This is a genomic window from Enterobacter sp. MGH 24, from assembly GCF_000493015.1.
Lineage (GTDB): Bacteria > Pseudomonadota > Gammaproteobacteria > Enterobacterales > Enterobacteriaceae > Enterobacter.
Map to the genome: position 1 here is coordinate 578,255 of NZ_KI535657.1, position 13,746 is coordinate 592,000.

Genomic DNA, 13,746 nt, shown 5'->3' on the forward strand with positions numbered 1-13,746 from the left:
ACGCAGGGGCCTACAGCCGCCCCTGCGCCCGTCTCTCCGCCAGGCTCTGGTCAAAGTTCTGCATTCCAGCCTGCTGACCGGTCTGGATGATGCCTGGCAATTGCCACGTTTTCCCTTCACGAATCAGATTCGCCGCCGCTGCGGTGTTCACCAGCAGTTCATACAACGCGACGCGCCCGCCCTGTAGATCGGGAAGCAGCTTTTGCGCCAGCACCGCCCGCAGGCTGCCGGCCAGCTGGTTACGCACCGGATCTTTCTCCTGCGCCGGGAACGTATCGACCAGCCGTTCAATCGCCTGCGATGCCCCGCGCGTATGCAGCGTCGCCAGCACCAGATGTCCGGTTTCCGCTGCCGTCAGCGCCAGGCGGATCGTTTCGCTGTCGCGCAACTCCCCGAGCAGAATAACGTCCGGATCCTGGCGTAAGGCGCCGCGCAGCGCGTCGGCAAATGACGTACTGTGCTGACCTATCTCCCGCTGCTGGATCAGGCAACGCTCGCTCTGGTAGATAAACTCCACCGGATCTTCAAGCGTGAGGATATGGCCGTCAGCATGGCGGTTGAGAAAATCGACCATCGCCGCCAGCGTAGTGGATTTGCCGCTGCCGGTTGCCCCAGTCACCAGAATCAGCCCGGCGTCATTGGATAACAGTTCAGGGATTACCCGCGGCGCGCCCAGCGAAGTGAGTTGCGGGCAGGTACGCGGCAACAGCCGCAGCGTCACAGAGATACCGCTCATCTGCTTAAAGGCACTGCCGCGCAGGCGCTGGCCTCCCGTCACCGTCGCGGCAAAGTCCACCTGCCCGTTCGCCCACCATGTTCCCTGCTGCTCATCGTTGAGCCACGCTTTTAATAACGCCCCAACGTCGGGAGGCGGAAAGGGTGCAGGCTCAAGTCGGCCTAATCTGCGCCAGCGCGGTGGCGAATCACTGCACAGGTGTAGATCGGAGACGTTATGCTTTACACTAAGGGCCACAATTTCTTCCACATCCATAGACTACTCCTCGGAAAATGAACGACATTGCGCATAACCTGGCACAGGTCCGGGACAAAATCTCAGCCGCTGCAACGCGTTGCGGCCGGGCTTCAGAAGAAATTACGCTGCTTGCAGTCAGCAAAACCAAGCCTGCGAGCGCCATCGCAGAAGCCATTGATGCAGGCCAGCGGGCGTTTGGTGAAAACTACGTGCAGGAAGGCGTGGATAAAATTCGTTACTTCCAGGAACAGGGGAAGACGAGTCTGCAATGGCACTTTATTGGCCCACTGCAGTCGAACAAAAGCCGTCTGGTGGCAGAGCACTTCGACTGGTGCCATACCATCGACCGTCTGCGTATTGCTACCCGTCTGAATGACCAGCGCCCGACGGAAATGCCAGCGCTCAACGTGCTTATTCAGGTCAACATCAGCGATGAAAACAGCAAGTCCGGCATTGCGCTGAGCGAGCTGGACGCGCTGGCCGCAGAGGTGGCCGAACTGCCGCGCCTGACCCTGCGCGGGCTGATGGCAATTCCGGCACCTGAGTCAAGTTATGAAAGGCAGTTTGCCGTGGCACAGCAAATGGCTGTAGCATTTGAGGCGCTTAAAGCGCGCTATAACACGGTAGACACGCTTTCACTGGGCATGTCGGATGATATGGAAGCCGCTATCGCGGCAGGCAGCACTATGGTGCGCATCGGCACGGCAATTTTCGGTGCGCGCGACTACTCAAAATAATAAGGAAACCTGAGGAACGCCATGAAGACGTTGACTTTCCTGCTCTCAACTGTGCTTGAGCTGTACACGATGGCGCTTTTGCTGCGCGTCTGGATGCAGTGGGCCCGCTGTGATTTTTACAATCCGTTCTCGCAGTTTGTCGTGAAAATCACGCAGCCTGTTGTCGGACCGCTGCGTCGCATTATCCCGGCCATGGGTCCCATCGACAGTTCGTCTCTGCTGGTGGCGTTTATTCTGAGCGTTATCAAAGCGATCGTGCTGTTTATGGTCATCACCTTCCAGCCGATTATCTGGATTGCCGCCGTCCTGATTCTGATTAAAACCATCGGGTCGCTGATCTTCTGGGTGCTGCTGGTGATGGCGATCATGAGCTGGGTAAGCCAGGGGCGCAGTCCAGTGGAATATGCCCTGATCCAGCTGACTGAACCGCTGCTGCGTCCGATTCGCAACCTGCTGCCTTCAATGGGCGGAATCGACTTCTCCCCGATGATACTGGTGCTGCTGCTGTATGTGGCCAATATGGGGATTGCCGAGCTGTTACAGGCCACGGGCAACATGCTGCTGCCGGGGCTGTGGATGGCGCTATGAGTGCAGTAAGCACCTGCGCTGACGGGCTGGTTTTGCGGCTGTACATTCAGCCCAAAGCCAGCCGTGACAGTATTGTTGGGCTGCATGGCGACGAGTTAAAAGTCGCCATCACCGCCCCGCCGGTTGACGGCCAGGCGAATGCGCATCTGACCAAATATTTAGCAAAACAGTTTCGCGTCGCCAAAAGCCAGGTCATCATTGAAAAAGGTGAACTTGGGCGACATAAACAGGTAAAAATCCTTAATCCGCAATCTATCCCGACGGAAGTCGCGGCTCTGAAAGAACAGGACTAAACCATGCAGAAAGTTGTTCTCGCAACCGGCAACGCCGGTAAAGTGCGCGAGCTGGCCTCGCTATTAAATGATTTTGGGCTGGACGTAGTCGCCCAGACCGATCTTGGCGTGGAGTCCGCCGAAGAGACGGGGCTGACGTTTATCGAAAACGCGATCCTGAAAGCCCGCCACGCTGCGCAGATTACCGGCCTGCCGGCGATTGCCGACGACTCCGGCCTGGCCGTGGATTTTCTCGGCGGTGCGCCGGGCATTTACTCCGCGCGCTATTCCGGCGTGGACGCCACCGACCAGCAGAATCTGGAAAAGCTGCTCGTGGCTCTGAAGGACGTTCCCGACGAACAGCGCACCGCGCAGTTCCACTGCGTGCTGGTCTATATGCGTCACGCGGAAGACCCGACGCCGATCGTCTGCCACGGCAGCTGGCCGGGCGTGATTACCCGTGAAGCGGCTGGCAACGGCGGCTTTGGCTACGACCCGATTTTCTTTGTCCCCTCCGAGGGCAAAACCGCTGCGGAACTGACCCGCGAAGAGAAAAGCGCGATTTCCCACCGTGGACGCGCGCTGAAACTGTTACTGGAAGCACTGCGTAATGGCTAATTTGCCGCCTCTGAGTCTGTATATTCACATCCCGTGGTGCGTGCAGAAATGCCCGTACTGCGATTTCAACTCGCACGCGCTGAAGGGCGAAGTGCCGCACGATGACTACGTTGCGCATCTGCTGGCCGACCTGGACGCCGATGTACCTTACGCACAGGGACGTGAAGTTAAGACCATTTTCATTGGTGGCGGTACGCCGAGCCTGCTGTCCGGCCCGGCGATGCAGACGCTGCTGGACGGCGTGCGTGCGCGCCTGAACCTGGCGGCGGATGCTGAAATTACGATGGAAGCCAACCCCGGCACCGTTGAAGCCGACCGTTTTGTCGACTATCAGCGCGCGGGGGTGAACCGCATTTCCATCGGCGTGCAGAGCTTTAGCGAGCCGAAGCTGAAACGTCTGGGGCGCATTCACGGCCCGGAAGAGGCGAAGCGCGCGGCACACCTGGCGACCGGGCTTAATCTTCGCAGCTTTAACCTGGATCTGATGCACGGCCTGCCGGATCAGTCGCTGGAAGAGGCGCTGGACGACCTGCGCCAGGCGATCGAACTTAACCCGCCGCACCTGTCGTGGTATCAGCTCACCATCGAGCCAAACACGCTGTTCGGTTCCCGCCCGCCGGTGCTGCCGGACGACGACGCGCTGTGGGATATCTTCGAGCAGGGCCACAGGCTGCTAACCGCTGCGGGCTATCAGCAGTATGAAACGTCCGCGTACGCGAAGCCGGGCTATCAGTGTCAGCACAACCTGAACTACTGGCGCTTTGGCGACTATCTGGGGATTGGCTGCGGCGCGCACGGTAAGGTCACCTTCCCTGACGGGCGCATTCTGCGCACGGCGAAGACTCGCCATCCGCGCGGGTATATGGAAGGCCGCTACCTGGAGCGTCAGCACGACGTCGAGGCGGCGGATAAGCCGTTTGAGTTCTTTATGAACCGCTTCCGCCTGCTGGAAGCCGCACCTCGCGTGGAGTTTGCGCGTTACACCGGTCTGCCGGAGTCGGTGATTCGCCCGCAGATCGACGAGGCGCTGGCCCAGGGGTATCTCACGGAAAGTGAGGAATACTGGCAGATCACCGAGCACGGCAAACTGTTCTTAAACTCCCTTCTTGAACTGTTCCTCGCCGAAGAATCCTGAAGGCTGATTCAGGATTTCGCATCCCGTTCTGCCGGCTGAGGGAAAGGCTAGCAGAGTGCGGGGATGGAAATTATTCGTTCTTATGCAAAACAGCTCAGACGTGAGCTGACAAAAGAAGAAAGGCGGCTTTGGTATCTACTGCGCAGCCGCCGTTTCGAAAATTATAAATTTCGCCGGCAGCATCCGGTAGGAAACTACATTCTGGATTTCGCCTGCTGCGCGGCTCGTCTGGCTGTTGAGCTGGATGGCGGGCAACATGATGAAAAGCAGGAATACGATCGTCAAAGAACGTGCTGGCTTAACGAGAAAGGTTGGCATGTCATTCGATTCTGGAATAACGAACTCTGGGATAACGAAGAGGCGGTGTTAGAAAAGATCCTTGAAACACTGCAAATGCTGCAACCCTCACCCCGGCCCTCTCCCTGAAAGGGAGAGGGAGCAAACCATCCCCTCGCCCCTTTGGGGAGAGGGTTAGGGTGAGGGGCCCAGCGCGCAGAGATCTTACTTCAGCGTCCCCACCAGCGCCTTACGGCTATCTTCCAGCGACACCACGCGTTTACACACGTCTTTGCCGAACTGCTGGAAATCATCTTCCTGGTTCTTCCACTCGTTCTGAATGGAGGTCTGCAAGCCGCCCAGACTGCCCAGCACGCCCTGCAGCGGGTTACCGCCGCCTTTCAGCACGGCTTTCGCACCCATCTCGTTAATGCTGTCCTGCAGAATGCCGCCCATCGCCTGATTTACCAGCTGCTGCCCGTCAGCACGCACTTCATCAATCGCCTTGTAGTGGAACGTCAGGCCGTCGGAGCGCGTCTCGATAATGCGGTTCATCTGCTCTTTAAGCTGCTTGTCGAGCTTCGTCAGGCGGGTGCGCATGTTGCTGCTCTCCCCCACCTCTTTGGTGATGATCTTATCCAGCGCGACGCGGCTTTTCTCAACGCGGGTCAGGGCACCTTCATTAATCCATGGCAGCGCGGTACGCAAATCGGCCTGATAGTCTTTCGCCTGCTCACGCTGTGCGGCAGTCAGGTTGTACTGCTTGCCGTTAAAGGTGACATTCCCCTGTGGCGTAATCACCAGATTGCCGTTCTCGCCTTTGACCTGCACGGTTTGCGGGCTTAACACCACGTCATCACGCGGGGTGACGCTACATTTATACTCCGCATGGGCGGTGAATCCGGTTGCCATCAAAGCAACAGCCAGCAACGTTTTGCGCATCTTAAACACTCCCTCAGACAAAATGGGCCAGCTAATGCTGGCCCCGTACTTGCTTTATTAGTCCCACCAAACGTCGAAAAGTTCGCTGACGCGGACATCTTCCAGCTTGTGGTCCTCAAGCCATTTACGTACCAGCGCCTGATGTTCTTCGGTGCATTTACCCACTTCCTGGGTGCAGATCAGACCTTCCCATGCCAGGTAGCCGCTACCGTCGAAGGCCAGCTTGTTTGGCTCGATCACGTCATTGATGAACGCATCCACGTCCCGATCGATCTGTTCTACACTGGTGCCTTCCGGGAAACGCCAGGCAACGGAGAAGCCCACTTCCTGGAATTCTTCGATGTGCATCTTTTTACGCAGACGACGGCTACGATTCTTTGCCATTATTTCACCCTCTCGAACATTAAGTCCCATACACCGTGACCAAGACGATGGCCACGCTGTTCAAATTTCGTTACCGGACGCGATTCCGGACGCGGTACATAGTCGTTGCTTGCAGACTGGTTTTTATACCCGTCCAGCGACGACATCACTTCCAGCATATGTTCCGCATACGGTTCCCAGTCGGTCGCCATGTGGAAGACGCCGCCCAGCTTCAGCTTACTTTTCACCAGCTCGGCAAACGGCGCCTGAACGATACGGCGTTTATTATGACGTGCTTTGTGCCACGGGTCAGGGAAAAAGAGCTGAACCATGGTTAAAGAATTGTCAGGAATCATTTTATGCAGCACTTCCACCGCGTCGTGACACATCACGCGCAGGTTCTCAACGCCCTCTTCATGGGCCGTTGCCAGGCATGCACCCACGCCCGGGGAGTGGACTTCAATACCGAGGAAGTTCTGCTCCGGTCGCGCTTTCGCCATGGTCACCAGCGAGGTGCCCATACCAAACCCAATCTCCAGCGTGACGGGGGCTTCGCGGCCGAACAGTTCGGTAAAGTCCAGAGGCTGCTCGCTGAACTCAACGCCCATCACCGGCCAGTAGTTGTCCAGCGCATGTTGCTGCCCTTTTGTCAGGCGACCCTGACGGCGGACAAAGCTGCGAATACGGCGCAGCGGGCGACCGTTTTCATCAAATTCCGGTGAAATGACGTCGTTTTTCATAAAAGAGTTGTCTGCTTGTGAGAATGTTCGGGAAACGGGCATTATCCAAAGTTAAGGCTTCTATGCAAGCATGGGAAAGATCCGGTTTACAGCAGATTGACGCTGTGCTGCAATCTGCGTCCCTGATTATGCGAATCGATGACCATGCAAGCCTCTCAATTTTCAGCCCAGGTGCTGGACTGGTACGACAAATACGGGCGTAAAACCCTGCCCTGGCAAATTGAAAAAACGCCTTACAAAGTATGGCTCTCCGAGGTGATGTTGCAACAAACGCAGGTCGCCACGGTTATCCCTTACTTCGAGCGTTTTATGGCGCGCTTCCCGACGGTGACCGATCTGGCCAACGCCCCGCTGGACGAGGTCCTGCACCTGTGGACCGGTCTTGGCTATTACGCCCGCGCGCGTAACCTTCACAAGGCCGCACAGCAGGTCGCGACGCGCCACAACGGGAAGTTCCCGGAAACCTTCGATGAGGTGGCGGACTTGCCCGGCGTCGGACGTTCAACCGCAGGCGCCATTCTCTCCCTGTCTTTAGGGAAGCATTTCCCGATCCTCGACGGCAACGTGAAGCGCGTGCTGGCACGCTGCTATGCCGTCGACGGCTGGCCGGGTAAGAAAGACGTAGAAAAACGCCTTTGGGAGATCAGCGAAGCGGTCACCCCGGCGAAAGGGGTGGAGCGTTTTAACCAGGCGATGATGGATCTGGGCGCGATGGTCTGCACGCGCTCAAAACCAAAATGCGAACTCTGCCCGGTGAATAATCTCTGCGTGGCGTATGCCAACCATTCGTGGGCGCAGTACCCCGGTAAGAAACCCAAACAGACGCTGCCGGAGCGGACCGGCTATATGCTGCTGATGCAACACGGCGACGAGGTGTTCCTTGCCCAGCGGCCGCCGAGCGGCCTGTGGGGTGGTCTATACTGCTTCCCACAGTTTGAAAATGAAGATTTGCTGCGTGAATGGCTTAAACAGCGCGGGATTGCTGCCGATAACCTGACGCAGCTGACCGCGTTTCGCCATACCTTCAGCCATTTCCACCTGGATATTGTACCCATGTGGCTTCCCGTGTCGTCATTTGCCTCGTGCATGGATGAAGGCACCGCTCTCTGGTATAACTTAGCGCAACCGCCATCAGTCGGACTGGCGGCTCCCGTGGAGCGCCTGTTACAGCAATTACGTGCCGGTGCAATGGTTTAGCATCGACAAGAAAAAGAGGAATGAGTATGGCCAGAACGATTTTTTGTACTTTCCTGCAGCGTGACGCTGAAGGCCAGGATTTCCAGCTTTATCCGGGCGACCTGGGTAAACGCATCTACAATGAAATCTCCAAAGAAGCCTGGGGACAGTGGCAGAAAAAGCAGACCATGCTGATCAACGAGAAAAAACTCAGCATGATGAACCCGGAACACCGCAAGCTGCTGGAGCAGGAGATGGTGAACTTCCTGTTCGAAGGTAAAGACGTGCACATCGAAGGCTATACGCCACCGGAAAAATAATATTGAGCGGCTGTTGCCGGGTGGCGCTGCGCTTACCCGGCCTACAAAACCGTAGGCCCGTGCAAGCGTAGCGCCGCCGGGCAATAGCAACGACTAAGCAAACACAACACGCACTCCCGGAATGATGAAAAAACTTTTAGCGCTAGCCCTTGTTGCGCCGTTGCTTGTCTCGTGTTCGTCAAAAAAAGGCGAAGATTACAACGAAGCCTGGATCAAGGACACCAACGGTTTTGACATTTTGATGGGGCAGTTTGCCCACAACATCGAGAATATATGGGGATTTAACGAAGTTCTTATTGCCGGACCTAAGGACTACGTTAAGTACACCGACGCCTATCAGACCCGTAGCCACATCAACTTTGATGAGGGTACGATCACGATTGAGACCATTGCAGGCACAGACCCTGCGGCACGACTCCGTCAGGCGATTATCAAAACCCTGCTGATGGGTGACGATCCGGGATCTATCGATCTCTACTCCGATGCCGACGATATCACGATCTCGAAAGAGCCGTTCCTGTACGGCCAGGTTGTCGATCAGACCGGTCAGCCGATCCGCTGGGAAGGTCGCGCCACGAAATTTGCCGACTACCTGCTGCAGACGCGCCTGAAAAGCCGCTCTAACGGCCTGAAGATTATCTACAGCGTCACCATCAACCTCGTCCCGAACCACCTCGACAAGCGTGCGCATAAGTACATTGGGATGGTGCGTCAGGCCTCGCGTAAGTACGGCGTGGATGAGTCGCTGATCCTGGCGATTATGCAGACCGAATCCTCGTTCAACCCGTATGCGGTAAGCCGTTCCGACGCCCTGGGGCTGATGCAGGTTGTGCAGCACAGCGCCGGTAAAGACGTCTTCCGCGCGCAGGGGAAATCCGGCACGCCGAGCCGCAGCTATCTGTTCGATCCGCAGAGCAACATTGATACAGGCACGGCCTACCTGGCGATGCTGAACAATGTCTACCTCGGCGGAATTGATAACCCAACGTCGCGCCGCTATGCGGTGATCACCGCCTATAACGGCGGCGCGGGCAGCGTGCTGCGCGTCTTCTCAAATGACAAAGTGCAGGCCGCGAACATCATCAACAGCATGGCACCGGGGGATGTCTACTCAACCCTCACGACCCGCCACCCGTCTGCGGAATCCCGCCGCTATCTGTATAAGGTGAATACGGCGCAGAAGAACTACCGTCGTCGCTAAAAAACGCCCCCTCACCCTAACCCTCTCCCCAAAAGGGAGAGGGAAATTGAACACCCATACGAAAATGTTATTTGCATCACAATCCAAACTGCAAATTAATGTGGATTGCATTTTTTTGCGGGAGGTAACAAAACATATCGTTGCCAACTGATAGAATTGCATCAAATAACAACCCTGAATGTTCCTATAACAACATATCTCCCGCTCACTTGTGAGGAAAGTAACATGAACCTTAAGCTGCAGCTTAAAATATTGTCGTTTCTGCAGTTCTGCCTGTGGGGTAGCTGGCTGACTACACTCGGCTCCTATATGTTTGTAACGCTCAAGTTCGACGGAGCGTCAATCGGTGCCGTATACAGTTCGCTCGGTATTGCGGCTGTCTTCATGCCAACGCTGCTGGGCATCGTGGCGGATAAATGGTTGAGTGCGAAATGGCTGTACATGCTTTGCCATCTGGTGGGTGCGGGGACGCTGTTTATGGCGGCCCAGGTGAACACGCCGGGGGCGATGTTCATGGTGATCCTGCTTAACTCGCTGGCCTATATGCCAACGCTTGGCCTGATCAACACCATCTCCTACTACCGTCTGAAATCCGCGGATATGGATATCGTGACCGATTTCCCGCCAATCCGTATCTGGGGCACCATCGGCTTTATCATGGCGATGTGGGGCGTGAGCTTCGCAGGCTTCGAACTGAGCCATATGCAGCTCTATATCGGTGCAGCGCTCTCCGTGGTGCTGGCGATCTTCACCCTGACGCTGCCAACCATTCCGGTTTCTAACCAGCAGAAAAACCAGAGCTGGAGTACCATGCTCGGCCTGGACGCGTTCGCGCTGTTCAAAAACAAGCGCATGGCGATCTTCTTTATCTTCTCCATGCTGCTGGGCGCAGAGCTGCAGATCACCAACATGTTCGGCAACACCTTCCTGCACAGCTTCGACAACAACCCGCTGTTCGCCGGAAGCTTTATCGTCGAGCACGCGTCGGTGATGATGTCCATCTCTCAGATCTCTGAGACGCTGTTCATCCTGACCATTCCGTTCTTCCTGAGCCGCTACGGCATCAAAAACGTCATGCTGATCAGTATCGCCGCGTGGATGTTGCGCTTCGGCCTGTTCGCCTACGGTGACCCGAGCGCGTTCGGCACCGTGCTGCTGGTGCTGTCGATGATCGTTTACGGCTGCGCCTTCGACTTCTTCAACATCTCCGGTTCGGTGTTTGTGGAAAAAGAGGTGAAGCCTGAAATCCGCGCCAGCGCACAGGGTATGTTCCTGATGATGACCAACGGCTTCGGCTGTATTCTGGGCGGCGTGGTGAGCGGGAAGGTGGTTGAGATGTACACCACCAACGGCATCACCAACTGGCAGCCTGTATGGCTGATCTTCGCGGCGTACTCGCTGGTGCTGTTCTTCGCGTTCATCGCGCTGTTCAAGTACAAGCACGTGCGTGAACCACACGGTGCGCAGCCAATAGCGCATTGATTGTTGTGCCCGGTGGCGCTGCGCTTACCGGGCCTACAAAACCAGACCGTAGGCCGGGTAAGGCGAAGCCGCCACCCGGCTATTTTATTGCAGAGAGCACCCACCCCACCGACAGCAAATCCGCGCTGCCGCCCGGGCTCAGGTTTCGTTCAATCAATGCCTTATCCATCTTAAGCAACGCCTCGCGGTCCCAGCCGTTAGCCAGTAATTCCCGCGCGTAGCCCTGAACGTAGCGCAGCCCATCAATGCCGCCGCGCGAAACGAGATTGCTGTCCTGATTAACCGCCATCAGGCGCAACAGCAGGCCGTGAAGCGACCGTCCGTTCCACTGCGCCAGCGCCCTACGCGCCGTCGCAAAACCGCTTTCCGCCTCACCGCGCGCGCCGGTTAAGCCATACTGCTGAAACTGCCGCTCGCCCGCCGTTTTCTGCCCGCTGCGGGCGGCCAGCTCACGCGACACCAGCCCGCGGCAGATGTTACTCACCTCACAGCAGAGGCTGTCTGCGGAGATATTCTTCACACGTCCGGCGGCGAAGCACAGTAAACCCAGGGCAAAAATCCCGCCCTTGTGGGTGTTCACTCCGTTCGTCGCGGCGTACATCGCCTGCTCGCAGGCCATCCCCATCGGGCGGATAATCCGAAGCTGTGCGTCAGCGGGTTTATCCGCATGCGCGCTGCCCAGCTCGGCAAAACGCGAAAACCACGGCGTGATCGCCGCAATGCTGCGGACGAACAGCGCGTGGTCCATATCGCGATGGGAACCGTTATTGAGCTTGTCCACCAGCCCCGGCTTGGGCGTCAGCTCCAGCTCCTGCCACAGCGCCGCTTCGGCAAGTGCAGGCACGTCAACCGGGCGCGGCTTAGTCGCGAGCAAACCAGTCATCGATCGTCTTCTCCACGCGGGAAACCACCTGCTCAGCGGGGTGATTGCGCGAACGGGAACAGGCGTGAGCGGGCGCGTCGCAGATCAGGCAGCGCCTGAGATTCGCCCCCAGCGACTGACGCCCGACGTGGCCATGCTGAGGGCAGATCACGTCCAGATCCCACAGCCTGCCGAGCGGGTGCGTCTGCTCCAGATCCGTACAGTGCGCTTTGATTTCCGCCGCCGGATGGGCCACGCACCACAGGGCTTCCGGCCCGGTCGGGAGCCACAGCACCTGGCGGTCCAGCACCTGCCAGCGGTTCTCCCACAGCAGCTGGTCGCACATTTGCAGCGCCACGCCCATGGTATTGCGATAGCGCAGGCTGTCTTTGATTTCCCCCGGCGTGACCAGCGTGAGGGAAATCACCGACTGTTGATAGTGCTCAAGCATGTCAGCCTGGCGCGCTGCGCGGCGATCTTTCGCCGCCAGCAGTTCGTCCAGGCTGACACCCGCCCGCACGGGTGTCGCTAAAGTCATACTTCCTCCTTCACCTGTCGCACGGTGTCGATCACGCTGCCGTCGCGGTAGCGGATCACCCCGACGATTTTGTCGGTAAATTCAATCGGTTTCGGTACGCCGGTCAGGGAAATCGCCCGCTCGTAAAGCGCGCTAATGTCTACAACCTTCAGTCCTGCTTCCATCAGTCGTTCGCGGATCTCCGGGCGCGCCGGATTGACCGCAATGCCGTGGTCGGTGACCAGCACGTCGATGCTCTCGCCCGGCGTGAGGCGCGTGGTCACCCGCTTCACGACCGTCGGAATACGGCTTCGCAGCAGCGGCGCGACCACAATGGTCAGGTTCGCCGCGGCGGCCACGTCGCAGTGCCCGCCGGACGCGCCGCGCATCACCCCATCGGATCCGGTGATAACGTTGACGTTGAAATCGACGTCGATTTCCAGCGCGCTGAGGATCACCACGTCGAGCTGGTCGCAGCTTGCCGCCTTGCTGCCGGGGTTGGCGTAGACGTTAGTGGAAATCTCCACGTGGTTCGGGTTGCGCGCCAGCGAAGCCGCCGCCTGGCCGTCAAAGCACTGGGTGTCGAGCAGCTTTTCGATCAGCCCCTTCTCGTGCAGATCCACCAGGCTGCCGGTGATGCCGCCAAGCGCAAAGCGCGCCTTCACGCCGCTGCGCTCCATCTTCTCTTCCATAAAGCGCGTGCAGGCGGTCGCAGCCGCGCCGGAGCCGGTCTGCATCGAGAAGCCCGGTTTGAAGTAGCCGGAGTGTTCAATGACGTCCGCCGCATAGCGGGCGATCATCAGCTCGCGCGGGTTGCTGGTGACGCGCGCCGCGCCGACGCTGATTTTCGCCGGGTCGCCCACGCTCTCCACCTGCACGATGTAGTCCACCTGGTCCTGCACCAGGCTGGCGGGCATATTGGGGAACGGCACCAGTTCTTCCGTCAGCAGTACCACCTTGCGGGCAAAGTGCGCGTCCACCATCGCGTAGCCGAGCGAGCCGCAGCACGATTTACCGTGCGTGCCGTTGGCGTTGCCAAACTCATCGCTGCACGGCACGCCGAGAAACGCCACGTCGATATTCAGCTCGCCGTCCTGGAGCAGCTTCACGCGCCCGCCGTGGGAGTGAATTTGCACCGGCTCGTCCATCAGCCCGTGGGAGATGGCGTCCGCCAGCCTGCCTCGCATACCGGAGGTATAAATCCGGGTGATGACGCCGCTTTCAATATGCTCGATCAGCGCGTCGTTGCAGGTCATCAGCGAGCTGGAGGCCAGCGTCAGGTTTTTGAAGCCCATTCGCGCCAGCAGCGCCACGACGGTGTTGATCACCCGGTCGCCTTCGCGGAACGCGTGGTGGAAGGAGATGGTCATGCCGTCCTGCAGGCCGCAGCGCTTAACCGCCTCTTCAAGGGAGGCGCAGAGCTTGCGGCTGTGCTTCGCGTCGCTGTCCGCCAGCCACGGCGTCGCGCTGTGGGCGGTATCAAACGGTTTTAAGTCCCGCAGATGGGGAAAATTCACGTGAAGAAGTTCAGTCTGATTCATTAT

At 58.0% G+C, this 13,746-nt stretch carries 17 protein-coding genes; 10 read left to right on the forward strand and 7 right to left on the reverse strand.

Translation table 11 applies throughout. The features are described from left to right. Positions 1-10: 10 nt before the first annotated feature. Positions 11-991, reverse strand: coding sequence for a type IV pilus twitching motility protein PilT (locus L370_RS19020; protein WP_023333346.1), 981 nt, complete (start codon positions 989-991; stop codon positions 11-13). A gap of 17 nt (positions 992-1,008) precedes the next feature. On the opposite strand from L370_RS19020, the gene L370_RS19015 reads away from it, so the two are divergent. From L370_RS19015 to L370_RS18990, 6 genes are all read left to right on the forward strand, one after another. After that, positions 1,009-1,710 carry a YggS family pyridoxal phosphate-dependent enzyme gene (locus tag L370_RS19015; protein WP_023333347.1) on the forward strand — a complete coding sequence of 234 codons (702 nt, stop codon included), beginning with the start codon at positions 1,009-1,011 and terminating at the stop codon, positions 1,708-1,710. Between the two features lie 21 nt (positions 1,711-1,731). Beyond that, positions 1,732-2,298 (forward strand): YggT family protein, encoded by a 567-nt coding sequence (locus tag L370_RS19010; RefSeq protein ID WP_023333348.1) that lies wholly within the window; start codon positions 1,732-1,734, stop codon positions 2,296-2,298. Next, positions 2,295-2,591 carry a DUF167 family protein YggU gene (yggU, locus tag L370_RS19005; RefSeq protein WP_023333349.1) on the forward strand — a complete coding sequence of 99 codons (297 nt, stop codon included), beginning with the start codon at positions 2,295-2,297 and terminating at the stop codon, positions 2,589-2,591. The genes L370_RS19010 and yggU overlap by 4 nt, the downstream gene beginning before the upstream one ends. A gap of 3 nt (positions 2,592-2,594) precedes the next feature. After that, positions 2,595-3,188 carry an XTP/dITP diphosphatase gene (locus L370_RS19000; RefSeq protein WP_023333350.1) on the forward strand — a complete coding sequence of 198 codons (594 nt, stop codon included), beginning with the start codon at positions 2,595-2,597 and terminating at the stop codon, positions 3,186-3,188. Then, positions 3,181-4,323 carry a radical SAM family heme chaperone HemW gene (gene hemW / locus L370_RS18995; RefSeq protein ID WP_023333351.1) on the forward strand — a complete coding sequence of 381 codons (1,143 nt, stop codon included), beginning with the start codon at positions 3,181-3,183 and terminating at the stop codon, positions 4,321-4,323. The genes L370_RS19000 and hemW overlap by 8 nt, the downstream gene beginning before the upstream one ends. A 63-nt stretch (positions 4,324-4,386) precedes the next feature. Then, positions 4,387-4,749 (forward strand): endonuclease domain-containing protein, encoded by a 363-nt coding sequence (locus tag L370_RS18990; RefSeq protein WP_023333352.1) that lies wholly within the window; start codon positions 4,387-4,389, stop codon positions 4,747-4,749. Positions 4,750-4,824: 75 nt separating this feature from the next. Here the strand turns inward: L370_RS18990 and L370_RS18985 are convergent, their stop codons facing one another. Genes L370_RS18985 through trmB form a run of 3 tightly spaced genes read right to left on the reverse strand, consistent with a single transcriptional unit; the run spans position 4,825 to position 6,644 of the window. Next, entirely contained in the window at positions 4,825-5,541 is a 717-nt protein-coding gene (locus L370_RS18985; protein ID WP_023333353.1) for a YggN family protein, read from the reverse strand. Between the two features lie 57 nt (positions 5,542-5,598). Continuing rightward, complete coding sequence (locus L370_RS18980) at positions 5,599-5,925, reverse strand: YggL family protein (protein WP_023333354.1); 327 nt, start codon at positions 5,923-5,925, stop codon at positions 5,599-5,601. Next, positions 5,925-6,644, reverse strand: a complete 720-nt coding sequence (gene trmB, locus L370_RS18975; protein ID WP_023333355.1) for a tRNA (guanosine(46)-N7)-methyltransferase TrmB — start codon at positions 6,642-6,644, stop codon at positions 5,925-5,927. Before trmB ends, L370_RS18980 begins: the two co-directional genes overlap by 1 nt. A gap of 144 nt (positions 6,645-6,788) precedes the next feature. Between trmB and mutY the strand changes: the two genes are divergently transcribed. The 4 genes from mutY to L370_RS18955 all read left to right on the forward strand — a co-directional run bounded on the left by mutY (position 6,789) and on the right by L370_RS18955 (position 10,823). Then, positions 6,789-7,841, forward strand: coding sequence for an A/G-specific adenine glycosylase (gene mutY / locus L370_RS18970; RefSeq protein WP_023333356.1), 1,053 nt, complete (start codon positions 6,789-6,791; stop codon positions 7,839-7,841). A 26-nt stretch (positions 7,842-7,867) separates the two neighbouring features. Beyond that, the gene (locus L370_RS18965; protein ID WP_003862425.1) at positions 7,868-8,140 is read left to right on the forward strand and encodes an oxidative damage protection protein; all 273 of its coding nucleotides are present in this window, start codon (positions 7,868-7,870) and stop codon (positions 8,138-8,140) included. A 124-nt stretch (positions 8,141-8,264) separates the two neighbouring features. Continuing rightward, positions 8,265-9,341, forward strand: coding sequence for a membrane-bound lytic murein transglycosylase MltC (mltC, locus tag L370_RS18960; protein WP_032660036.1), 1,077 nt, complete (start codon positions 8,265-8,267; stop codon positions 9,339-9,341). Between the two features lie 225 nt (positions 9,342-9,566). Then, positions 9,567-10,823, forward strand: coding sequence for a nucleoside permease (locus L370_RS18955; RefSeq protein WP_023333358.1), 1,257 nt, complete (start codon positions 9,567-9,569; stop codon positions 10,821-10,823). A 79-nt stretch (positions 10,824-10,902) separates the two neighbouring features. On the opposite strand, the gene citG is transcribed toward L370_RS18955, so the two are convergent. From citG to citF, 3 genes are read right to left on the reverse strand one after another with little or no spacing between them, the layout of a single operon-like run. Beyond that, the gene (citG, locus tag L370_RS18950; protein WP_023333359.1) at positions 10,903-11,706 is read right to left on the reverse strand and encodes a triphosphoribosyl-dephospho-CoA synthase CitG; all 804 of its coding nucleotides are present in this window, start codon (positions 11,704-11,706) and stop codon (positions 10,903-10,905) included. Then, a complete protein-coding gene (gene citX / locus L370_RS18945) occupies positions 11,684-12,223 on the reverse strand; it encodes a citrate lyase holo-[acyl-carrier protein] synthase (RefSeq protein ID WP_023333360.1) in 540 nt (179 codons plus the stop codon). Before citX ends, citG begins: the two co-directional genes overlap by 23 nt. Then, the gene (gene citF / locus L370_RS18940; RefSeq protein WP_023333361.1) at positions 12,220-13,743 is read right to left on the reverse strand and encodes a citrate lyase subunit alpha; all 1,524 of its coding nucleotides are present in this window, start codon (positions 13,741-13,743) and stop codon (positions 12,220-12,222) included. The genes citX and citF overlap by 4 nt, the downstream gene beginning before the upstream one ends. Positions 13,744-13,746: the final 3 nt, after the last annotated feature.